We start from the raw sequence: 21,975 nt of genomic DNA on the forward strand, positions 1-21,975 counted from the left end.
CTGCGGAACCAAGGCCACCCATGGCGATCGGCCAAGCGCGCACCCGGCCTACGGGCCGGCGTCGCGATCCGCACCGAGCCCTGCCGACCAAGGGCGAAGACGGCCGCGCGGCGGCGCGACGATTGGTTCGTCGCGCGGACATCCACGACCCTCTATGCTGCGTATCCAGTCAGGCCTCTGTCCGGCCGCCTGGTCCAGCGGCGCCCCGCTATCTTCACGATTTTTTTCCGACCGTCATCCGGCAGTCCGGTGCGCGTGCTCCGGCAAGCCGCAACCGGCAAGATCTCGCGAGACGTCCTTGTCCCACCGAGCGATCGCCCCGTCCCGAACACAGGCCCGCATCTTGCTTCCGGCCGATATCAGGCTGGCATCAAGGGCTTGGATCGCGTGCATGGATCAACAAGCCGACATACGCGTTGCATCGGTTGCGACGGCCATACCGGAAGGCTTGGCGATACCTATATTGAATGAAGCCGGGAGAGACGAAGGAAAAGCTCAACGACGCATGACCGCCGGGTCATTCAGGCGTTATCATCGTAGGGAAGGCGCGCTGAGTCGCGCTGATGTTCTCCGCAGCGCCGCGGGGCATGGGCATCGATCAAGAGGCGCACGATTGCGGGACAGGGAAGCGACCTAGGAGACTCATATCTTATTCAGCCAGCACATGGCGGGAGGTTGATATGCATCCGCATGAATCCGACGTCTTCAATCTCTTTTCGGAGATCTACCGAAGCGAGACCCAGGAGGAGATGAGCCTCCAGCAATACCTCCTGGCCTGCCGTGAAAATCCGTCGATGTATGCCACCGCCCCCGAGCGGATGATGATGGCGATCGGCGAGCCGGCCCTGGTCGACACCAGCGCCGACGAGCGGCTCGGCCGCATCTTCTCCAACAGGACGATCAAGATCTATCCGGCCTTCGCCGATTTCTACGGCATGGAGGACACGATCGAGCGGATCGTCGGCTATTTCCGTTACGCGGCCCAGGGCCTCGAGGAACGCAAGCAAATCCTCTATTTGCTCGGCCCGGTCGGCGGCGGCAAGTCATCGCTGGCCGAACGGCTGAAGAAGCTGATGGAGAAGCAGCCGATCTACACGCTGAAGATCGGCGACCAGATCAGCCCGGTCTTCGAGTCGCCGCTCGGTCTGTTCCATCCCGAACGGATGGCCGACCTGCTCGAAGAGAAATACGGCATTGCGCGGCGGCGGCTGAACGGCCTGATCTCGCCCTGGGCTGCCAAGCGCCTGGACGAGCTCGGCGGCGACATCTCGAAATTCAGCGTGGTCCGGCTGATGCCCTCGCGGCTTCGCCAGATCGGCATCGCCAAGACCGAGCCCGGCGACGAGAACAACCAGGATGTCTCGGCGCTCGTCGGCAAGGTCGACATCCGCCAGCTGGAGAATTTCAGCCAGGCCGATCCCGATGCCTATTCCTTCTCGGGCGGCCTGAACCGGACGACGCAGGGCCTGCTGGAATTCGTCGAGATGTTCAAGGCACCGATCAAGGTGCTGCACCCCTTGCTGACCGCGACCCAGGAGGGCAATTACAACGGCACCGAGAATTTCGGCGCCTTTCCGTTCCAGGGCATCATTCTGGCTCACTCGAACGAGTCCGAATGGCTGCAGTTCAAGAACAATAAGAACAACGAGGCCTTCCTCGACCGCATCCTGGTGGTCAAGGTGCCCTATTGCGTGCGCGTCACCGAAGAGCGGCAGATCTATGAAAAGCTGCTGCGCGAAAGCGACCTGGTCAAGAACCCCTGCGCGCCGGAAGTCCTGGAAATCCTCAGCCGCTTCACCGTGTCGACCAGGCTGGTCGAGCACGGCAATTCGCCGCTCTACACCAAGATGCGGGTCTATGACGGCGAGAACCTGAAGGACGTCGATCCGAAAGCCAAGTCGGTGCAGGAATATCGCGATGCCGCCGGCGTCGACGAAGGCATGACCGGCGTCTCCACGCGCTTCGCCTTCAAGGTTCTCTCGGAGACCTTCAACTACGGCACCAAGGAGGTCGCCGCCGATCCGGTCCACCTCATGTACATCCTGGAACAGGCGATCAAGCGCGCCCAGTTCCCGCAGGAGCTCGAAGCCAAATATCTCGACTTCATCAAGTCGGAACTGGCGACGCGTTATGCCGAGTTCATCGGCCATGAGATCCAGAAGGCCTATCTGGAATCCTACAGCGAATATGGCCAGAACCTGTTCGACCGCTATATCGCCTATGCCGATGCCTGGATCGAGGACCAGGACTACAAGGATCCCGATACCGGCCAGATCCTGAACCGGGAAATCCTCGACAGCGAGCTGTCGCAGATCGAGAAGCCCGCCGGCATCGCCAATCCGAAGGATTTCCGCAACGAGGTGGTGAAATTCACGCTGCGGGCACGTGCCAGGAACAGCGGCCGCAACCCGGCCTGGACCAGCTACGAGAAGCTGAGGGAAGTCATCGAGAAGCGCATGTTCGGCCAGGTCGAAGACCTGTTGCCGGTGATCAGCTTCGGTTCGAAAAAGGACAGCGCCACCGAGAAGCAGCATACCGAGTTCGTCCAGCGCATGGTCGAGCGCGGCTATACCGAAAGGCAGGTGCGGCGCCTGGTTGATTGGTACATGCGGGTGAACAAGGCCGGCTGAGCCTCCTTGACATCAGGCGACGCGCCGACCCGGGCGCGTCGAGAGGTGCTGGGATGAGCCCAGCGTCGCGTCAACCGAGGTGAAGCGCATGCCGAACTACATCGATCGGCGCCTGAATCCCAAGGACAGGAGCCTCAGCAATCGTCAGCGCTTCCTGAAACGGGCGCGCGACGAGCTGAAACGCATCGTCAACGACCAGATTACATCGGGCAAGATCACCGATGTCGACGCCGATCACGCCGTGCCGGTGCCGGTGCGCGGCACCGCCGAGCCGAGCTTCCAACATGCCCAGGGGAGCGGCCGGCGGGACCATATCCTGCCCGGCAACAAGGAATTCGTCGCCGGCGACCGGCTGCCGAAACCGTCCGGCCAGGGCGGTGGTGGCGGTACCGGCAAGGGTCCGGCGGGCAGCGGCGGCGACGAGGACGACTTCCGCTTCGTGCTGTCGCGCGAGGAGTTTCTCGACCTGTTCTTCGAGGACCTGGAACTGCCCGACCTGATCAAGATGAACCTGAAGGAGGTGGTTTCCTTCAAATCGCGGCGGGCCGGCTATACCATTGCCGGCTCGCCGACCAACATCAATGTCGGCCGCACCATGCGCAACAGCTTCGGCCGCCGCATCGCGCTCAGGCGGCCGAAGCTGACGGAACTGGACGCGATCGCCGCCGAGCTGGCCGCGCTCGAGGCGGCCACTCCGCCCGATCCGGACACGGAGGCGCGTATCGTCCTGCTGCGCGAGGACCTGGCGCGGCTCCGGCGGCGGCGCAAGGTGATCGGTTATGTCGACCCTGTCGACATCCGCTTCAACCGCTTCGAACCGCAGCCGCTGCCCAATGCCAAGGCCGTCATGTTCTGCCTGATGGACGTCTCCGGCTCGATGGGCGAGCGCGAGAAGGATCTGGCCAAGCGCTTCTTCGTGCTGCTGCATCTGTTCCTGAAACGGCGCTACGAGCGGATCGACATCGTCTTCATCCGCCACACCCACGAGGCGCAGGAGGTCGACGAAGAAACCTTCTTCTACTCGACCCAGAGCGGCGGCACGGTGGTGTCGACGGCGCTCAAGGAGATGCAGCGGGTGATCGAGGAGCGCTATCCGAGCAAGGAATGGAACATCTATGCCGCCCAGGCCTCGGACGGCGACAACGGCTATGACGACTCGGACTATTGCACGTCGCTGCTCAACAGCGAGGTGATGCGGCTCTGCCAATATTACGCCTATGTCGAGATCATCGACGAGCGCGAGAGCCATATTTTCGGCGCGACCGACAACGGCACGTCGCTGTGGCGCGCCTATCGCAAGGTCGGCGAGCACTGGCCCAATTTCCAGATGACGCGCATCGCCAAACCATCCGACATCTATCCGGTCTTTCGCACGCTCTTCGCAAAGCAGCAGGCCTCCAAGGGCCATTGAAGGCGGGTCATCGTGGAAAAACGCGCCAAAGCCTCAAGCCTCCTGTTCTCGGGTTCCGACTGGAACTTCCAGACCCTGTCGCGCACCTATGACGCGATCGAAACGGTCGCGCTCGACAACCTGAAGCTCGACGTCTACCCGAACCAGATGGAGATCATTTCCTCCGAGCAGATGCTCGATGCCTATGCCTCGATCGGCATGCCGCTGATGTATCAGCACTGGTCCTTCGGCAAGCATTTCATTCACGAGGACCATCTCTACCGCAAAGGCCGGCGGGGCCTGGCCTATGAGCTGGTGATCAATTCCAATCCGTGCATCGTCTATCTGATGGAAGAAAACACCATGGCGCTGCAGGCCCTGGTGACCGCGCATGCCGCCTTCGGACACAACCATTTCTTCAAGAACAACTACCTGTTCCAGCAATGGACCGATGCCGGCGCGATCCTGAACTATATGGAATTCGCCAAGACCTATGTCGCGCGCTGCGAGGAGCGCCACGGTGTCGCCGCGGTCGAGCAGATCCTGGACGCGGCGCATGCGCTGATGGATCAGGCGGTGTTCCGCTATCGGCGGCCGCCGCGGCTGTCCTCGGAGAAGGAACGCGAGCGCATTCGCGAACGCCTGGAATATGAGGAACAGTCGTTCTCGGACCTGTGGCGGACGCTACCCCGGCGCAAGGAAAACGTCACGCCGTCGGAAGCCGAACGCGATGCCCAGGAGCGCAAGAAATTCCTCAACCTGCCGGAGGAGAACCTGCTCTATTTCCTGGAGAAGAACAGCCTGATCCTGGAGCCATGGCAACGCGAGCTGGTGCGCATCGTGCGCATCGTCGCGCAATATTTCTATCCGCAGCGGCAAACCAAGGTGATGAACGAGGGCTGCGCCACCTTTGTGCACTACACGATCATGAACAGCCTGTTCGACCAGGGCAAGATCGGTGAAGGCACGATGCTGGAAGTGCTGCAGAACCACTCCAACGTGGTGTTCCAGCCGGGCTTCGACGATCCGCGCTATTCCGGCCTCAATCCCTATGCGCTCGGCTTCGGGCTGATGCAGGACATCGAGCGCATCTGCATGAAGCCGACATCGGAGGATCGCGACTGGTTTCCCGACATTGCCGGCAATGGCAGCTGGCGGGAAACGCTGATCGATGCCTGGGCCAATCACCGCGACGAATCCTTCCTACGGCAATATCTGAGCCCGGCGCTGATCCGCAAATTCAGACTGTTCGTGCTGGCCGATGAACCCGACGACAATCACTTCAAGGTCGCCTCGATCCATGACGAGCGCGGTTATGAGAAGGTCCGCTCGGCGATCGCCCACAGCTATGACGTCGGCGCCAACCGGCCGGATATCCAGGTGGTGGATGTCGACCTTCTCGGCGACCGCCATCTTCGCCTGCAGCATTCCGTGCAGAACGGCGTGGTGCTGGCGGAAGCCGGCCGCGAGGCAACCTTGCGCTACGTGCGCCGCCTGTGGGGCTACAATGTCAGCCTTGCCGGCGTCGACGCGGAAAGCGGCAATCAGCTCTACGAGGTCAGCGCGACCGAGGCCGCCAACTGACGAATGGCGGCCGATCCCGGCCGGGGCTATCTTGACCCCGCCCGAACCCGCCTTTCACGGTACGGCACCTCACGGCGCCTTTTCATATTCGGCATATTGCTCTGCGGTCATGCCCGGCAGTTTCTGCACGAAGGCCACCACCGCCCTGAGATCGGCATCGCTGTGGGTGTCCGCGAATGACGGCATGCCGGTCATCCGGACACCGTTCTTGACGATCCAGTAGAGCTCGGCGGTGGTCCAGCCCGCCGCGGTATCGGGCAGAAACGGCGGCTCGGGATTGAGGCCCTTGCCGAAATCCACGGGGTCCTTGCCGGGGCCGCCATGGCAATAGACGCAGGTCTCGTTGTAGAGGCGAAAGCCGGCCTTGAGGTCGGTGGAGGCGGCGGGCGCCGGTTCCGCCGCCGCCTGGCGCGCCACCGAACGATGCATGGCGGTGGTGAGAAACCACGCCACCACCGGATTGTCGGGACCACGGGCGGTGACGCTGACGACACCGGTGAAGGCGACCGCGAGGCCCGCGATCGCAACGACGATGAAAGCGAAGATAAATCCTGAGATGAATTTCATGACGCCTTCCCCGAACGGGATCCGGCTCGCCCCTCGCTCACGGCGACGGGGCAACCAAGGCGATGCTACCTCAGAGATATCAGGCCGAACAGGTTATCCTCAGGGTCGCGCGGCTGCTCGCTCGATTGTGACCGCCGCCGGTCAAGCCCGGACGAGCCGCGATCACGGCCTGTCCAGGGCACGCATGGCGGCGGCCACCACGGCATCGAGCTCCTCGCGGCCGGCACCATCCCGGGCCTGGAGCGACAGGCCCTGCATCACAGTGGCGTAGAACGAGGCGAGCTCCGCCGTGTCGGCGCCGGCGGCCAGATCGCCGTCGCCAAGGCCGCGGTCCAGTCGCCGGCGGATCCTCTCGCTGGTCGTGCGCCTGATATCCCTGAGATAGTCGCGCGAGGGCCGGTTTTCGGGCAGGCAATTGACCAGGCCGAGGATCAGCAGGCAGCCGCCGGCCTCCGGCGCGGCCAGCGCAACGGCAGCGCTTGCCCGCAGCATGGCCTCGACGGCATCACGCGCGACCGGCGTCTCCTCCAGCGCCCGCATGGCGTTTGCGCCTGACGTCGCGAGATAGAGGTCGATGGCTTCGCGGAAGATCGCCTGCTTGGAGCCGAAGGCGGCGTAGAAGCTCGGCGGATTGATGCCCATGGCCGCCGTCAGATCGACGAGCTGCGCGCCCTCGTAGCCCTTCGCCCAGAACACCTGCATGGCGCGCTCCAGCGCCTGGTTCCGGTCGAAACTGCGTGGACGTCCGCGGCTGGCCATGCCGACCCTTTCTGTAGTTCATTTTACATAAACCGATTGACCGCCCTCCTCAAGCGCGGCATATTTCTGTAATCAAAAATACATAAATGAGATGGACATGGCAGACAGCCAGCGCATCGAGATCATCAAGAGCTACTTTCGCAAGGTCGACGCGCGCGACGCCACGTTCCTGGACGCCGTGACCGATGACGTTCAACTGTTCTTCCCGAAATTCGGCATTGGCCACGGCAAGGCCGCGCTGGCGCTGTTCGGCGAGCGGCTCGGTGGCGACCTCGCGCGCCTGACGCATGACATCGACGGCTTCGCCTTCATCGTCGCCGGTGACACCATCGTGGTCGAAGGCCAGGAAAGCGGCGTCACCCGCGCCGGCCTGCGCTGGCCCGACGGGATCGTGTCCGAGGGCCGCTTCTGCAACGTGTTCGCATTCGACGGACTGAAAATCCGCCGCATTCACATCTATGTCGATCCCGATTTCACGAGCAGCCACACGGAACGCGTCCGGCTGCTGCGCGGCGAGGCGGCCCCTGCGGACACCACCCGCGCGGTGGTGAACCGCTATTTCGAGAGCATGAAAACCGGCGCCGCTCCGGAGGCTATCGCGGCGCTGTTCAGCGAGACGGTCGACTGGGAGATCGCCGGCGATACCGAGCGGGTGTCCTGGATCGGCCGCAAGACCGGGCGTGCCGGCGTCGCAAGCTTCGTGCGCGAGCTGTTCGAGCGGATCGAGCCCGTCCGGTTCGAAGTCGGGTCAATCCTGGTCGAGGGCCAGCGCGCCGTCGCGCTCGGCGCACTCTCCTCGCGGGTGAAAGGCACGGGCAAGACGATCGAGACCGAATTCGCCATCGATTTCACGGTCGAGGACGGCCTGATCACCCGCTACCGCATGCTCGAGGACAGTTTCGCGGTTGCCCAGGCCGTGGCCTGACATTCGCCCCTCGGGGGCTCCGGCCGGAATTAGCCGGCCGGAGCGGCGAACGGGGCCTTGGTCAGTTGCTCGGACACATCCCAGAGGCGGGCCGCCACGGCCTCATCCCTGGCTTGCGGCATGACCCGGGCAGACTTCGGTGAGCCTTTCAGCTCATAGAACCAGTCCGGCCCATAATAGGCTCCACCTTCGGCATCGGGCGAGGCTGCTGCGAACAAGGTCGGTAAGGCGCCGTCCGCCGCCGAATGGCTCATCAGCGGCTGCAGCATCAGGCTGAGCCTCATCAGCAGGCCGCCGGTGCCTGGGCCGTTCCGGATCAGGTCGGTGCGGGCGAAGCCCGGATGCGCGGCATTGCTCATCAGGCCCCAGCCGCCGGCATCGCTCCGGCGTTGCAATTCGAGAGCGAAAATCAGCATCGCCAATTTCGACTGGCGATAGGCGCGCCACGGCGAATAGGCGCGCTGCGACTGCAGGTCGTCGAAATCGATCCTGCCGCTGCGATGAGCAAGGCTGCTCAGATTCACCACGCGCGGCGCCCGCCCTCGCCTGAGCAGCCCAAGCAAATGCCCCGTCAGCGCGAAATGCCCGAGGTAATTGGTGCCGAACTGCAGCTCGAAACCGTCGGATGTGGTGCGCCGCTCCGGCGGCGTCATGACCCCGGCATTGTTGACCAGGAGATCGAGGCTGTCGCGCTCGCCGCTCATGCGCGTGGCAAAGGCTTCGACCGAGGCGAGGCTCGCCAGATCCAGCGCCTCGAAGCGAATGCCGGCGCCTGGAACAGCCTTGCGGATGGCCGCGATCGAATGAGCGCCCTTCTCGGCGCTGCGCCCGGCCAGGACCACCTCGCCGCCGGCGCGCGCCAGGGCCAGGGCGGTCTCGAAACCAAGGCCACCGGTGCCGGTGACGATGGCCGACCGGCCGCGCTGCGGGGGAATGTCTGCAAAGGTAAAGGGCGCCATGGCTTTTCTCGTCCGGTGATCGACCCGACAAGAAATATGCATCAAATGCAAATTTGCAATAAGCGCACGAAACGAAATGCGATGATCGTCTCCGCCGGGCCGAGATCGCTTCAGGCGACCCATAGTCGGCGTTTGCGATGCCAGTCCTCGATCGACTCGACGGGATAGCCGTCGAAAGCCTGATCCCCGGGAGCGATGACCGGCTCGACCCAGCTCGCCTTGTCACGCAGCAGGATATGGGTTCTTTGCGGTGCCACCGGCAGGTCGGTGTCGATGACCGAGGCGAAGGGATGGACGAGGTCCGGCCAGCTCGGATCCGACACCCACAGCGCCGTGCCGCAGGCCGTGCAGAACCGCCTTTCGCCGCTCGATATCTCGCAATTGCCCTTGTCGTCGCAGATCTCGGCACGAAACAGGCCGATCGAACGCTCGCCCTTGATCGTCAGCGTCGCCGCGTCGCCCATGATGTTGATGGCGAAGCCGCCGCCGCCCGCGGTCTTGCGGCAGATCGAGCAGTAGCAGAGCTGGTAAGGACAGGGCGTGTGGCTCTCGACCGAGAAGCTGACGGCCCTGCACCGGCAGGAGCCCTTGAGTGTGAGCGGCATGGGGCCTCCTGACCGGTGAGAGCGCGCGGCATCGAAGCAGGGGCGCATTCGGCCAGAAACGCAGACGAAAGGTCAAGCCGGCGCGAGCCTCGGCCGCGCCGCGGTCCAATGCCCGTGGCCGGCCCGAGGCTTGCGATCCCTCAATAGATCTCCGGCTCGGGCGTCGGCTCGCCGCGCTCCAGCACGTCGAAATCGGCGCCGAGATTGGCCTGCCGGACATGGCTCTCGAACAGCGCGCCATAGCCGCGCGCAAAACGCTTGGGCGGGGCGATCCAGGCGGCCTTGCGCCGCGCGATCTCGGCCTCGTCGATCAGCATGTCGAGCCGGCGGTTCGGCACGTCGAGAAGGATCTCGTCGCCGGTCTGGAGCAAGGCGAGCGGGCCTCCGACGCGTGATTCCGGGCAGATATGCAGCACACAGGTACCGAAATGGGTGCCGCTCATGCGCGCATCCGACAGCCGCACCATGTCGCGGACGCCGCGCGCCAGGAGCTTTTTCGGGATCGGCAGCGCCCCCCATTCCGGCATGCCGGGCCCGCCGACCGGGCCGGCATTGCGCAGCACGATGACGGTGTTCTCGTCGATGCCGAGCGTGTCGTCGTCGATACCGCGGTTGAGCGCGCCATGATCGTCGAACACGACGCAGCGGCCGCGATGGGTCATCAGGGCCGGGCTGGCCGCCGAGGGCTTGATCACCGCGCCGTCGGGGCAGAGATTGCCGTAGAGCACGGCGAGGCCCGGCTCGGAGGCCGCCGGCTTGTCGAGCGTGCAGATCACCGCCTCATCACGCACCGTGGCGCCGGCGATATTGTCGCCGAGGGTCTGGCCGGTCACCGTCATGGCGGAGAGATCCAGCCGGTCGGCGATGCGCGAAAGCAGCGCCGGCAGGCCGCCGGCGAAGTAGAAATCCTCCATCAGGAAACGGCCGGCCGGATAGAGATTGGCCATGACCGGCGTGCGTCGTGCAGCCGCGTCGAAGGCATCGATGGTGAGCGGCACGCCGGCCCGCCTGGCCATGGCGACGAGGTGCACCACCGCATTGGTCGAGCCGCCGAGCGCGGCGCAAACCTCGACGCCATTGGCGAAGCTGCCGGCGCTGAGCAACCGGGAGGGCGCCAGGTCTTCCCAGACCATATCGACAATGCGTTCGCCCGCTTGCGAGCACATGCGCGGATGGGCGGAATCGGCCGCCGGAATCGACGAGGATCCCGGCAGCGAGAAGCCGATGGTCTCGGCGATCGCGGTCATGGTGGTGGCCGTGCCCATGGTGTTGCAGGTGCCCGGCGAACGAGACGAAATGCCCTCGATCTCGACCCAGTCGGCGTCCGAGAGATTTCCGGCGCGGTACTCGTCCCAGAACTTGCGGGTATGGGTGCCGGACCCGATGGCCTGGCCGTTGCGCCTGGAGTTCAGCATCGGCCCGGCCGAGCAGAAGATGACCGGGATATCCATCGAGGTGGCGCCCATGATCAGGCCGGGCGTGGTCTTGTCGCAGCCGCCGAGCAGCACCGCGCCGTCGATCGGCAGCTGGCGCAGCAGTTCCTCGGCCTCCATGGCGAGGAAGTTGCGGTAAAACATGGTGGTGGGCTTCACCAGCACCTCGCCGAGCGACATGGCCGGCAGTTCCACCGGAAAGCCGCCGGCCCGGATCACGCCGCGCTTCACCGCCTCCGCCCGGTCGCGCAGGTGGAAATGGCAGGGGCTCATCTCGCTCCAGGTGTTCAGGATGCCGATCACCGGCCGGCCCATGAACTCCTCGCGGCGGAAGCCCATCTGCTGGGTGCGCTGGCGGTGCGAATGCGAACGCATGTCGTTCGGCCCGTACCAGCGGTGGCTGCGCAAGGTCTCCGGCGTCTTGATGCGCGTGGTCATGCTGGCTCGCTCGCGTTGGGCAATTGCAATGATTGGTGTAAGCGCTATCATTGCCGTGTCACTCAAGGAAGGCAAGACGCGTGTCGCCACCTCGCACGATCCGTGGCCCCGGCCTGTTCATCAGCCAGTTCATCAGTAATGATCCGCCTTTTGATACGTTAGAGGGCATGGCTGGCTTTGCTGCGGAGACCGGTTTCGTGGCATTGCAGGTGCCGGTTCATGATCCTCGTTTCGTCGACCTCGGACAGATCGACGCAAGCGGTTACATTGGCCGGATCGAAGGCACGATGCGCCGCCACGGGCTGGCCGTGAGCGAAATCGCAGCCCACCGCGCCGGGCAGCTCATGGCGGTCAACCCGGCCTATGACGCGGTGATGGACGTTTTCGCGCCGGCCGATTGCCGCGGTGCTCCGGCGAAGCGCCAGGCCCGCGCGGCCGCCGACCTCGCGGCCGCCATCACGCTGGCCGGCCGGCTCGGCGTGACCAGGCTGGCGACCTTTTCCGGCGGCCTCGCCTGGCCGTTCTTCTATCCCTTCCCGCCGCCGCCGGCGGGCCTGATCGAGCGCGCCTTCGCGGAGCTCGCCGACCGTTGGCGGCCGCTGCTCGACCATGCGGACGAAGCCAATGTCGATCTCTGCTTCGAGCTGCATCCGGGGCAGGACGTGCATGACGGCGCGACCTTCGAGCGCTTTCTGGCGCTGGTCGACGGCCACCCGCGCGCCAGGATCCTCTATGACCCCAGCCACATGCTGCTGCAGCACATGGACTATCTCGGCTTCATCGACCGCTATCACGACCGCATCGGCGCATTTCACGTCAAGGATGCCGAATTCACGGTCAGCGACCGCAGCGGCGTCTATGGCGGTTATGGCGACTGGCTGGACCGGCCGGGCCGGTTCCGCAGCCCGGGCGACGGCCAGGTCGATTTCAAGGGCATCTTTTCCCGGCTGACCCGCCATGGCTATGACGGCTTCGCCGTGCTGGAATGGGAGTGCTGCCTGAAGAACCGCCTGGATGGGGCGGCGGAAGGCGCGCGCTTCATCCGCGACCACATCATCCGGGTCGGCGAGACCGCCTTCGACGCGGCGATCCGGCGGCCGACGCCAGGTGCGGCCACCCTGAACACGATCCTGGGCCTCGGGGGGACCACATGATCAATCCGGTGCGCGACTGTCTCGGGCGGCCGTTCCGGCTCGGTATGGCCGGCGGCGCGCCGCCCTCCACCATCGGGCCGGTGCACCGGGTGGCCAGCGCCATGGACCAGCGCTTCCAGCTGGTTGCCGGCGTGCTGTCCTCGCGCCCCGAGCGATCGCTGGCCGAGGGCCGCGCCATCGGCCTTGCCGACGAGCGCTGCTACGCCAGCGTCGAGGCGATGATCTCGGTCGAGGCGCGGCGGCCTGATGGCATCGAGGCCATCGCCATCGTCACGCCGAACGACAGCCACGCCCGCTATGTCCGCATGGCGCTGGAGGCCGGGCTCGACGTGATGGTGGAGAAGCCGCTCTGCAACGATCTCGGCGAGGCGCTGGCGCTGGCCGACCTCGCGCGCCGGAGCGGCCGCGCGGTGGTACTGACCCATACCTATTCCGGCTATCCGATGATCCGCGACATGCGCGCGCGCATCCAGGCCGGCGCGATTGGCGCGGTCAGGCTCGTGCAGCTCGACTACATGGCCGGGGGCATCGCCACCCGGGTCGAGGACGGGCCGGACGCCGCCAGGCGCTGGCGGCTCGACCCGGCGATCAGCGGGCCCTCGCTGGTGCTCGGCGATATCGGCACCCACGCCCATCATCTCGTCGGTTTCGTCACCGGCGAGCCGTTGACCAGCGTCTCCGCCGATGTCGGAACCCTGATGCCGGGACGGCGCGTGCATGACATCGCCCAGGTGCGCTTCCGCCTGGCGAGCGGCGCGCGCGGCCGGCTCGACCTCTGCAATGCTGCGGCCGGCACCTCCAACCAGGTGTCGATCACAGTCTTCGGCGAGACCGGTCATTTGCGCTGGGAGCATCGCAACCATGGCCGCCTGGTTCATGCCAATCTCGACGGCGACGTCAGGATCATCGGGGCCGGCCAGCCGAACCTCACCGACATGGCCAAGGCCGCGACCCGGCTGATGCGGCCGGGCCATCCCGAGGGCCTGCAGGAGGCGGTGGCCAATCTCTATTGCGGCCTTGCCGACGACATGCTGGTGCGGCGCGGCTTGATGGCGGCCACCGAGACACTGACACCCGCGATCGCCGACGGCGTCGCGGGGCTCGCCTTCGTCATGGCCTGCCTGGAGAGCTCGGCGGCGGGCGGAGTGAGTGTGGAGCTGGCGGCGCATGGATGAGGGCTTGGCGTCTCGCCCATCGGTCAGCGGTCCTTCGAGGCTCGCGCAACGCGGCCTGCTGGTGGAAGTGCACCGGACACGCCTGCGTCACCCCAAGGCAAAGCAATTGCTTTGCCTTGGGGTGACCTAAAGCGAGCCCCGAAGACGGCGCCCGCGAACAGCCCCCTCCCCTCACCCGCAAAGGCCTCCCATGGCGACCATCCTGATCACCGGCTGCGACACCGGCCTCGGCGTCGAATTCGCGCGCCAATATGCCGCCGACGGCCATCGCGTGCTGGCAACCTGCCTCGATCCCGAGGCCGCTCATGAGACCCGCGCGATCCAGGGCGACATTGCGGTGTCGAAACTCGACGTCACCGACCACCGGGCGATCGAGGCGCTGGCCGATCGGCTCGACGGCGAGCCGATCGACATCGTCCTCAACAATGCCGGCATCGGCCGGCCGCATCCGCCCTTCGGCCAGACCGATTACGCCAACTGGCGGCGCATCCTGGAGACCAACCTGGTCGGCCCGATGAAGCTCGCCGAATGTTTCGTCGAACATGTCGCGGCGAGCGAACTGAAGCAGATGGTCTTCGTGTCGAGCCGCATGGGCTCGATCGCGCTGAACAATTCGGGGGGATCCTATGGCTATCGCTCGAGCAAGGCCGGGCTCAACATGATCGTCAAGACACTGGCGGTCGACCTCGCCCACCGGCAGATCTGCGTTCTCGCGCTGCATCCGGGCTGGGCCGCAACCGAGCCCGGCGGCCGCGTGCCGGTCGATGAAAGTGTCTCCGGCATGCGCGGCGTCATCCACCGGGCCGGGCGCCACCACACCGGCAATTTCGTCACCTATTCCGACCAGCCCCTGCCCTGGTGAACCATGCGCGAGCCGTCGATCGACATCATCGGGAATATCGCCAACCAGCTCGGCGAAGGCCCGTGCTGGCATGGGCTGGAACAGGCGCTCTACTGGGTCGATGCGCTGGCCCCGGCCGTGCATCGGCTGGACGCCACGGGCAAGCGCGAGACCTGGACCATGCCCGAGATCATCGGTTCCTTCGTGTTCCGCCGCGCCGGCGGCCTGGTCGGCGCGCTGAAGACCGGCTTCGCGACGATCGACCTCACAGGCGGCGCGGTCCACACCATTGTCGATCCCGAACCCGACCAACCGTCCAATATTCTGAACGACGGCAAGTGCGACCGGCGCGGCCGCTACTGGTGCGGCTCACGCAATGGCGAATTGACCCATCCGACCGGCGCGCTGCACCGGCTCGATCCCGATCTTTCGGTTCGGCGCATGGACCAGGGTTTCATCGTCTCCAACGGCATCGCCTTCTCGCCCGACGACCGCACGATGTATCTCGCCGACAGCCGGGCCGAGACGGTCTTCGCCTATGATCTCGATATTGACGACGGCGTGATCTCCAACCGACGGGTGTTCTTCTCGACCCGCGACATTGCCGGACGCTGCGACGGCGCCACCGTCGATGCCGAAGGCTATTACTGGTGCGCGCTGATCCATGGCGGCCAGGTCGCCCGGGTCGATCCCAAGGGGCGTTTCGACCGGTTGATCGACATGCCGGTGAAACATCCGACCATGTGCACCTTCGGCGGCCCCAAACTCGATATTCTCTATGTCACCTCGGCCGCCGCCATGGTGCCCGAGGCCGAGCGGGCCGCCACGCCGCATGCCGGCGCGCTCTTCGCCGTTCATGACCTGGGCGTGACCGGCCTGCCCGAACCGCATTTCGGCGGGTGAAGAGGGACGCGGCAATTGGACCCGCCCGTCCATTCTCGCCGATGGGGTCGAAAGCCCGCTACCGTTCAAATTCGCGTTTTCCCGGGACATCCCCTGATCCCGTTTCAGTGAACACCCGATGCCATTTCGGGCGGCCGGCGCCATCTTGGCCTTTCCATCATTGGGTATGGGAGAGGCCGTCATGAAATTTCCGATCCTCGCATTGTTCGCCGCGGCCACGATCAGTTCGCCTGCGCTCGCCCAGGGCGGCGGCGATGCCGGCAGCGGCAATGCCGGCAGCCGCGCCAATTACGATTACAGCTATCGCTTTCCCGGCGACCTGCCGCAGACCGGCTACGACGCGTCCTACGGACAGAGCGAACCGACGCCGCGACCGCATCGCAACCATCGCGGGCGGCACTGAACCCTCGCCGCGCCGGCGGGCCCTGGTGGCCTCGTTCATGCCCGGCAGCCGCGGACGGGAGCAATGACGGCGGCATTGCCGCCGCTGTGACCAGCAGCGGCGACGGGGCGATGCGGGGGCCGGTTTTGAAGCTGTGAAATTCCAAGAGAAGAACCAGCCGCCTGCGCACTCGCGACATTACGCCATCATCGTCAATAGGCTGACATCATTGGCTTTTACCGCCGCTTTCCAGCTCGTTCTGGGTCGCGCGACGCTCCCTTTTAGGCGTGTGCACAAGCTTGACCTGGTCTCATGCCTTGCCTATCGTGTATCAGTAAAATTTCACTGATGCACGACGCATCCCGCACCGCCCTGCCGGGACCCCGCGGTCGTTGCGAGGAGAGGCATGTGACCAAGGAAATCCTGCTGCAGATGAGCCAGATCGCGCCCGAAGCGTGGCTCGACTTTCCCGATTACGGCTTTCGCCAATTCTTCTTCTGGAAGAACGAGGCGACCGGCGCGAGCATCGCGGTGCTCGACTTCGCCGAAGGCGGCGGCGTGCCGATCAAGCACGCGCATGCTTCCAACCAGTTCATGTACTGCCTGGAAGGCGCCTACGAATATACCGACAGCAAGCTTTTGCTGGTGCCGGGCTCATTTTACATGAATCCGAAGGATCATCCCCATGGCCCGACCATCGCGCGCAAGCGCAGCCTGCTGATCGAAATCTATGACGGCCCGCATTATTACGAGAAGCCGGTTTTCCACACCGACGCGACCATCGGCGGCTTCCTGGCCAAGGATCAGCCGGCGAAGGACTGACCGGTCGCGGCAAGGGCAGGCGTCGCGGCGGAGATATTTCTCGCCGCCCCTGCCCGGCCGCGATCAGCGACCGGAAGGTTCAGGGGGAGCCGCCGACATCGACCGCCGCGATCGAGGCGTCGACGATGTTCTGGCGCAACGTCTCGATATGGGTGCGCATGGCGTCGGCGGCTCCCGGGGCATTGCGTGCCGCCAGAGCCCTGAACACGGCCGTGTGCTCGTCCTGGGTCTTCTGGAGATTATCGACCTTCCAGGCGCGCAAATGCCAGATCCGGCTGATCCGGGCGTGAAGCGCGCCGAGGGTCTCGAGCAGGATGGCATTGCCCGCGGCCTCGGCGATCTTTTCGTGAAACGCACGATCATGCCGCATGAAGGCTTCGAAATCCTCGCTATCGAGCGCCCGCCGTCCGCCCGACAGAATCTGCTCGAGCGCCTCGACAACGGTGGTATCGGCGCGCTGGGCCGCGAACCGCGCCATTTCGGTCTCGATGACGATACGCGCCTCCAGCACCGTCAGGGCGTCGTTGAGGGAATCGGGCGTGATCACGATGCCCTTGCGCGGCACGATCTGGACGAAGCCCTGGGCGCTCAGCATCTGCAGGGCCTGATGCACCGGCGTCTTGCCGATGCCGATCAGGTCGCAGATCACCTGTTCGTTGACCCGCTCGCCCGGACGCAGCTTCAAGGTGACGATCAGGCGCTTGATTTCGTCATAAGCGGCCTGCTTCAGGCTGATGCGCGCGGGGCGGGAGCGCGATGACCTGATGGTCCCGCTGCGGATCTGGTCGCCCACGCGCTCCATGGCAATCCTCTTCAGCATCGCGTCTTCGCCTGATATCAGCGTCCGCTTGCTCCGATATGGGCAATGCCTTCGATTTCGACCTTAATCGCGGGCTCCGCAAGGGCCGCCACCTGGACCAGCGAGCAGGCCGGAAAATTTCCGCTGAAGAACTCCTTGCGGGCCTTCCAGACCAGTTCGCGCTGGCTGATGTCGGTGACGAAAATGGTCAGCTTGACGATGTCGCCGGCCGCGCCGCCGGCCGCCTCGACCAGGTTCTTCAACTTGGTGAAGATGATCCGGGTCTGCTCATATTCGTCGAGCCCGTCGACCGCCTTCATCTGGCGATCGCGTGCGGTCATGCCGGAGAGATAGGCGATGCCGCCGACGACGAGGCAATTGGACCAGAGGCCCTCGGCGGGCTCGGCGACATGCGGGCTGACGGCGCGGGTGATGGACGACATGGGGGAGAACTCCATTTGACAAGACATGGCCATGAGGCCTCGAGACATGGGGCGGCCGTGGGGCCGCGCCTCAGCGATTGACGACCTCGTTCCAGGCATTCACCAGCGCATTGCGGTTCTCGGCGAAATAGAGCCAGTCGATGCGTCTGAGCCTGGAGATCTCGGGCACGGAGGCGGCGACATCGGCGGGCACCGGAACCTCGCGATTGGCCGGCCGGCTGCGGCCGGCGACGATCCAGGCGGCCTGCGCCTCGACACCGAGCAGGTGATCGATAAACCGGTCGGCCAGGGCCGGGTTCGGGCTGTTGGCGACCTTGGTGACATTGAGCGGCACCGCATAGGCGCCCTCCTCCGGCACCACGAATTTCAGGTCCGGCAGGTCGCGATCCTGCATCAGTGCCAGCACGTTGCCGCTGAAATAGGGCGTCGCCCAGATCTCCTCGGTCTTCAGCCAGCCGACCGCGACGCTTTCCTGTTCCCACAGACCGGGACCGGAGGTGCGGATCTGGCGGATCGCCTTCATGCCCGCTTCCGGAGACTTCAGATCGCCGCCGCCCAGCCGGGCGAGCGCGTCGAGCGAATAGACCGAGGAATTATAGGTGATATTGGGATGCGAGACCCGGCCCTTGAGATCGGCGCGCAGCAGGTCGCCCCACGATTTCAGCGGCGTCGAAACCCGCTTGGCGTTGTAGACGATGCCCCAGCTGCCATAGGCGGCGGGCACCGCCTGGCCGTCCCAGACGAGCAGCGCCGGATCGACCTTGGCGAGATTGGGGATGCGGGCCGGATCAAGCCTGGTAACCAGGCCGGAGCGGGCCACAAGCGGCATCAGCACGTCGATGAAAGCGGCGACATCGGTGTTCGGCCGCGCCCGGCCGGCCTGCATCTGGGTGAAACGCGGGCTGTCCCAGGCCTCGGTGACCTGAACCTTGTCTTTTTCTACGAAGGTGTCGAGGAAGGCACGCTTGAAATTCGCGCCCAGCAAGCCGGGATACCAGCTGACCGACAGCTTGCCGTCCTGCGCCTTCAGGTCCCCGGCGATCGAAGACAGCGCCGCGGCGGCGGCCGATGCCAGAAGCATCCGGCGGGTCAGGTCTTGGCTCATCTCGTGTCCTCGCTTCGGGTTGGCCTATGGCGCGTCGCGCGGAGCGCGGCCGTTTCGGCTCTTGATCACCACGCTCCGGTGCCGGGGAAGGCGGCGCGACTTGCACATTCCCACCACGGAGACGCCTCAGTGAAGTTTCTCTGGTGCAGCACTATGGAGCACGAGATATGGAGTTGACAAGCCTTTCACGATCATTTTGTGTTCAGTGAAATTTCTCAAGCATGACGGAGAGCTCCTTGGACGAGGTGCTGCAGCCCCAGATCGAGCCATCGCCGGACGATGCCCGCGCGTCGCCGGCCACCGTGAAGGTCTCGGTGCGGGCGCTGGCCAAGAGCTTCGGCACCTATCAGGCGCTCAGGACCGTCGACCTGGATATCAGGACCGGCGAATTCCTGACGCTGCTCGGTCCGTCCGGTTGCGGCAAGACGACGCTGATGCGGATCATCGCGGGCCTGGAGACCGGCGACCGCGGCACGATCTCCATCGACGGCCGCGACGTGACGCATCAGCCGCCCCGCCAAAGGGGGCTGGGCATGGTGTTCCAGAACTACTCGCTGTTTCCCCACATGTCGGTGGCCGCCAATATCGGTTACGGCCTGGCGGTGAAGGGCCGGCCGAAAACCGAGATCGCGGCGCGGGTCGCCGCGATGCTCGAGCTCATCCGGCTGCCCGATGTCGCCGACCGCAAGCCGTCGGCCCTGTCCGGCGGCCAGCAGCAGCGCATCGCGCTGGCCCGGGCGCTGGCCACCGAGCCTTCGCTGCTGATGCTCGACGAACCGCTCGGCGCGCTCGACCTCAAGCTGCGCCGCCAGTTGCAGGGCGAGCTGAAACGCATCCACCGGGAAACCGGCATGACCTTCCTGTTCGTCACCCACGACCAGGAAGAGGCTTTGTTCCTGTCCGACCGGGTGGCGGTGATGCGCGACGGCCGGATCGAACAGCTGGATACGCCCGACGCCATCTATCATCGCCCGGTCAACGACTATGTCGCCGACTTCATCGGCGACGTGACCCTGCTGACCTGCTCGGCCGATGCCGGCGACCATCACCAGGGCCATGCCACGGGATGGGCGGGCGCTGCGCCGATCATGCTCGCCGCCCCCGCGACGCGCGACGCCTTCAGGCTCGTCATCCGCCCGGAACAGGTCCGCCTCGCGGCGCCATCGGGCGCCGGCCTGCCCGCCGAGATCGAGGAGGTGATCAACGAGGGCAGCACCACATTGGTCCTGCTGCGCAGCGCCGAGGGGCTCGGCCTCAAGGCCCGGCTGATCGGACGTCCGCCGTTCGCGCTCAGCCGCAGCACCCGTGTCGACGCCATTGTCGAAGGCGCCGGCATCGGCCTGCCGGTCGCCGCATCATGACCGCCGGTCTTGCCACTTCGCCGTCGGCCCGGGCGCGGCTGCGTTCCCGCCGGTTCCGCATCGCCGGCCTCGCCAGTCCCGCCTTGCTGGTCATCCTGCTGCTGCTGGCGGTGCCGCTGGTGCAGATGGTCGACGCCAGCTTCCGCCGGCAGGATTTCGGCATTCTGCTGCCCGGCTTCACTCTCGACAATTACCGGCAGATCCTCGCTTCGGCGCAATATGCCGAACTGTTCTACAAGACCGGCCTCGCCGCCGCCCTGGTCACCGTGCTGTGCGCGCTGATCGGCTTTCCGGTGGCGCTGATGATCGCCAGCGCACCGGCGCGGCGCAAGCCGATCCTCTATTTCCTGGTGGCCGCGCCGCTGCTGGTCAATACCGTCGTGCGCAGCTATGGCTGGCTCCTGATGCTGGGCAATCGCGGCGTGATCAATTCGCTGCTGATGTCGGCCGGCATCATCAGCGAGCCCTTGCCGCTGTCCGGCAATACGCTGGGCATGGTGATCGGCGCGACGCAGGTCTTTCTGCCCTTCATGATCCTGTCGCTCGCCGCCTCGCTCGAGGGGATCGACGGCCGGCTCCTGGAATCGGCGGAGATCCTCGGCGCCGGACGGATCCGGGCGTTTCGCGACATCACCTTGCCGTTGGCCCTGCCTGGCCTCATCGCCGGCTCCGTGCTGGTGTTCAGCCTGATGCTCGGCGCCATCGTCACTCCCCTGATGCTGGGCGGCACGGCGATCCGCTTCCTGTCGGTGGCGATCTACACCGATGCGCTGGTGCTGTTCGACCTGCCGCGCGCCACCGCACTCAGCGTCATTCTGCTGGTCGTGGTCATCGCGGTCTACGCACTGCAGCGCCGCTTCATCCGCAGCTACAAGGACCAGCCCCGATGAAGCCCCCCTCCACACCGGTGCGCATCGCGGCCTGGCTCGCCTATGCCTTCATGCTGACGCCACTCATGGTGATCGTGCTGTTCTCGTTCAGCGACCGCTCGTTCTTCCAGTTCCCGCCCCAGGGCCTCTCGCTGAAATGGTATGCCCGCGCCTGGGACAGCGGCCTGTTCCTGTGGCCGGCGCTGCGCAGTCTCGTGATCGGCATTTGCGCCACGGCAACCGCCGCGGCGCTGGCCATCAGCGCGGGGCTCGCCATCCGCGAATTGAAGGCGAGCCGCCTTGCCCAGGCGCTGGAATTCGTCTTCCTGTCGCCGCTGATCGTGCCGCACCTGATCCTCGGCATCGCCCTGCTGCACTATTACAACCCGCCCGGCCTGATCGACACCTGGACCGGCCTGCTCGCCGCCCATGTGGTGATGATCTTCCCCTTCCTGTTCCGCACCGTGCTGGTCAGCATCCAGGATCTCAATCCGCAACTGGAGGAAGCCTCCGAGCTGCTCGGGGCATCGCCTTTCACCACGTTCCGGGCGGTGATCCTGCCGGCCCTGACGCCGGGGATCGCCGCCGGCGCGATCCTGGCCTTCATCGTCTCGTTCGACCAGTTCACCGTGTCGCTGCTGATCACCCAGCGCGAACAGATCACCTTGCCGGTGGCGATCTACAAATATCTCTACGACGTCAACGACCCCGTGGCCGCCGCCGTCTCGACCGTGCTGGTGGTCGCGGGCTTCTCCATCACGCTGCTGGTCCAGCGTCTGGGCTGGCTGAAGAGCGTTCCGGGCGGCTGAACGCCGCGCCCGGGCGCGCCGG

At 65.4% G+C, this 21,975-nt stretch carries 21 protein-coding genes; 13 read left to right on the top strand and 8 right to left on the bottom strand.

What is annotated here, in order from left to right; all coding sequences use genetic code 11:
* Window positions 1-680: 680 nt before the first annotated feature.
* The 3 genes from AC07WJ_RS20680 (at window position 681) to AC07WJ_RS20690 (ending at window position 5,604) form a co-directional block, all read left to right on the top strand.
* Window positions 681-2,630 (top strand): PrkA family serine protein kinase, encoded by a 1,950-nt coding sequence (locus AC07WJ_RS20680; RefSeq protein ID WP_494936525.1) that lies wholly within the window; start codon window positions 681-683, stop codon window positions 2,628-2,630.
* Window positions 2,631-2,718: 88 nt separating this feature from the next.
* The gene (locus tag AC07WJ_RS20685) at window positions 2,719-4,041 is read left to right on the top strand and encodes a YeaH/YhbH family protein (RefSeq protein ID WP_494936526.1); all 1,323 of its coding nucleotides are present in this window, start codon (window positions 2,719-2,721) and stop codon (window positions 4,039-4,041) included.
* 12 nt (window positions 4,042-4,053) lie between these two features.
* Window positions 4,054-5,604 carry a SpoVR family protein gene (locus tag AC07WJ_RS20690; RefSeq protein WP_494936527.1) on the top strand — a complete coding sequence of 517 codons (1,551 nt, stop codon included), beginning with the start codon at window positions 4,054-4,056 and terminating at the stop codon, window positions 5,602-5,604.
* 69 nt (window positions 5,605-5,673) lie between these two features.
* On the opposite strand, the gene AC07WJ_RS20695 is transcribed toward AC07WJ_RS20690, so the two are convergent.
* On the bottom strand, window positions 5,674-6,171 hold the full coding sequence (locus AC07WJ_RS20695; RefSeq protein ID WP_494936528.1) for a c-type cytochrome: 498 nt from the start codon (window positions 6,169-6,171) through the stop codon (window positions 5,674-5,676).
* Between the two features lie 162 nt (window positions 6,172-6,333).
* Complete coding sequence (locus tag AC07WJ_RS20700; protein ID WP_494936529.1) at window positions 6,334-6,930, bottom strand: TetR/AcrR family transcriptional regulator; 597 nt, start codon at window positions 6,928-6,930, stop codon at window positions 6,334-6,336.
* 97 nt (window positions 6,931-7,027) lie between these two features.
* Here AC07WJ_RS20700 and AC07WJ_RS20705 point away from each other — a divergent pair, with 97 nt between their 5' ends.
* Complete coding sequence (locus AC07WJ_RS20705) at window positions 7,028-7,855, top strand: nuclear transport factor 2 family protein (RefSeq protein WP_494936530.1); 828 nt, start codon at window positions 7,028-7,030, stop codon at window positions 7,853-7,855.
* A 29-nt stretch (window positions 7,856-7,884) separates the two neighbouring features.
* On the opposite strand, the gene AC07WJ_RS20710 is transcribed toward AC07WJ_RS20705, so the two are convergent.
* The 3 genes from AC07WJ_RS20710 to araD all read right to left on the bottom strand — a co-directional run bounded on the left by AC07WJ_RS20710 (window position 7,885) and on the right by araD (window position 11,290).
* Complete coding sequence (locus tag AC07WJ_RS20710; RefSeq protein WP_494936531.1) at window positions 7,885-8,814, bottom strand: SDR family oxidoreductase; 930 nt, start codon at window positions 8,812-8,814, stop codon at window positions 7,885-7,887.
* A 110-nt stretch (window positions 8,815-8,924) separates the two neighbouring features.
* The gene (locus tag AC07WJ_RS20715) at window positions 8,925-9,419 is read right to left on the bottom strand and encodes a GFA family protein (protein ID WP_494936532.1); all 495 of its coding nucleotides are present in this window, start codon (window positions 9,417-9,419) and stop codon (window positions 8,925-8,927) included.
* 140 nt (window positions 9,420-9,559) lie between these two features.
* On the bottom strand, window positions 9,560-11,290 hold the full coding sequence (araD, locus tag AC07WJ_RS20720) for an L-arabinonate dehydratase (protein ID WP_494936533.1): 1,731 nt from the start codon (window positions 11,288-11,290) through the stop codon (window positions 9,560-9,562).
* A gap of 167 nt (window positions 11,291-11,457) precedes the next feature.
* Between araD and AC07WJ_RS20725 the strand changes: the two genes are divergently transcribed.
* The 6 genes from AC07WJ_RS20725 (at window position 11,458) to AC07WJ_RS20750 (ending at window position 16,567) form a co-directional block, all read left to right on the top strand.
* Window positions 11,458-12,444, top strand: coding sequence for a sugar phosphate isomerase/epimerase family protein (locus tag AC07WJ_RS20725; protein ID WP_494936534.1), 987 nt, complete (start codon window positions 11,458-11,460; stop codon window positions 12,442-12,444).
* The gene (locus AC07WJ_RS20730; protein WP_494936535.1) at window positions 12,441-13,619 is read left to right on the top strand and encodes a Gfo/Idh/MocA family protein; all 1,179 of its coding nucleotides are present in this window, start codon (window positions 12,441-12,443) and stop codon (window positions 13,617-13,619) included. Before AC07WJ_RS20725 ends, AC07WJ_RS20730 begins: the two co-directional genes overlap by 4 nt.
* 190 nt (window positions 13,620-13,809) lie before the next feature.
* On the top strand, window positions 13,810-14,481 hold the full coding sequence (locus AC07WJ_RS20735; protein WP_494936536.1) for an SDR family oxidoreductase: 672 nt from the start codon (window positions 13,810-13,812) through the stop codon (window positions 14,479-14,481).
* Window positions 14,482-14,484: 3 nt separating this feature from the next.
* Window positions 14,485-15,363 (top strand): SMP-30/gluconolactonase/LRE family protein, encoded by an 879-nt coding sequence (locus AC07WJ_RS20740; protein WP_494936537.1) that lies wholly within the window; start codon window positions 14,485-14,487, stop codon window positions 15,361-15,363.
* Window positions 15,364-15,544: 181 nt separating this feature from the next.
* Window positions 15,545-15,766, top strand: a complete 222-nt coding sequence (locus AC07WJ_RS20745; protein ID WP_494936538.1) for a DUF2790 domain-containing protein — start codon at window positions 15,545-15,547, stop codon at window positions 15,764-15,766.
* Between the two features lie 387 nt (window positions 15,767-16,153).
* A complete protein-coding gene (locus AC07WJ_RS20750; protein WP_494936539.1) occupies window positions 16,154-16,567 on the top strand; it encodes a cupin domain-containing protein in 414 nt (137 codons plus the stop codon).
* Between the two features lie 79 nt (window positions 16,568-16,646).
* On the opposite strand, the gene AC07WJ_RS20755 is transcribed toward AC07WJ_RS20750, so the two are convergent.
* The 3 genes from AC07WJ_RS20755 to AC07WJ_RS20765 all read right to left on the bottom strand — a co-directional run bounded on the left by AC07WJ_RS20755 (window position 16,647) and on the right by AC07WJ_RS20765 (window position 18,914).
* Entirely contained in the window at window positions 16,647-17,387 is a 741-nt protein-coding gene (locus AC07WJ_RS20755; RefSeq protein WP_494936540.1) for a GntR family transcriptional regulator, read from the bottom strand.
* Window positions 17,388-17,404: 17 nt separating this feature from the next.
* Window positions 17,405-17,809: a RidA family protein gene (locus tag AC07WJ_RS20760; RefSeq protein ID WP_494936541.1), complete on the bottom strand. Its 405-nt coding sequence runs from the start codon at window positions 17,807-17,809 to the stop codon at window positions 17,405-17,407.
* A 70-nt stretch (window positions 17,810-17,879) separates the two neighbouring features.
* Window positions 17,880-18,914 carry an extracellular solute-binding protein gene (locus AC07WJ_RS20765; protein WP_494936542.1) on the bottom strand — a complete coding sequence of 345 codons (1,035 nt, stop codon included), beginning with the start codon at window positions 18,912-18,914 and terminating at the stop codon, window positions 17,880-17,882.
* Window positions 18,915-19,159: 245 nt separating this feature from the next.
* On the opposite strand from AC07WJ_RS20765, the gene AC07WJ_RS20770 reads away from it, so the two are divergent.
* From AC07WJ_RS20770 to AC07WJ_RS20780, 3 genes are read left to right on the top strand one after another with little or no spacing between them, the layout of a single operon-like run.
* A complete protein-coding gene (locus AC07WJ_RS20770) occupies window positions 19,160-20,275 on the top strand; it encodes an ABC transporter ATP-binding protein (protein ID WP_494936826.1) in 1,116 nt (371 codons plus the stop codon).
* The gene (locus tag AC07WJ_RS20775; protein ID WP_494936543.1) at window positions 20,272-21,165 is read left to right on the top strand and encodes an ABC transporter permease; all 894 of its coding nucleotides are present in this window, start codon (window positions 20,272-20,274) and stop codon (window positions 21,163-21,165) included. Before AC07WJ_RS20770 ends, AC07WJ_RS20775 begins: the two co-directional genes overlap by 4 nt.
* The gene (locus tag AC07WJ_RS20780) at window positions 21,162-21,953 is read left to right on the top strand and encodes an ABC transporter permease (protein WP_494936544.1); all 792 of its coding nucleotides are present in this window, start codon (window positions 21,162-21,164) and stop codon (window positions 21,951-21,953) included. Before AC07WJ_RS20775 ends, AC07WJ_RS20780 begins: the two co-directional genes overlap by 4 nt.
* Window positions 21,954-21,975 lie beyond the last annotated feature (22 nt).

The sequence above is a fragment of the Phreatobacter sp. GW821-FHT04C01 genome (genome assembly GCF_059420385.1).